Origin of the sequence: Ochrobactrum sp. SFR4 (genome assembly GCF_019730395.1) — a bacterium.
Lineage (GTDB): Bacteria > Pseudomonadota > Alphaproteobacteria > Rhizobiales > Rhizobiaceae > Pseudochrobactrum.
In genome coordinates, this window is sequence record NZ_JAAPBB010000632.1 from 1 (window position 1) to 291 (window position 291).

General features: G+C 47.8%; 1 pseudogene. It reads left to right on the forward strand.

The features are described from left to right. Window positions 1-219, forward strand: a pseudogene (locus HBA93_RS20585) (ribonuclease D); the annotation flags it as partial. Window positions 220-291: the final 72 nt, after the last annotated feature.

Below are 291 nucleotides of genomic sequence, written 5' to 3' on the forward strand. Positions count from 1 at the left end.
TTGCTCAAAATTATCACCGAAGATCATGGCGTGGCACCGAAAGTCGTCGCCTCCTCCGATGATATTGATCAGATTGCGGCCAAAGGCAATGCAGCAGATGTACCGGCTCTCAAAGGCTGGCGCCGTGAATTATTCGGTGAAAAAGCTCTGCAGATGATCGAAGGCAAAATCGGCATCAAGTTTGAAAACCGTAAGATCAAAGCTGTGCCGCTGGTTTGAACATGAGTGACAAGATCAAAGTCAGCGTTTTTCTGGGTATCAGTCTTGATGGTTATATTGCCGGCCCTGACA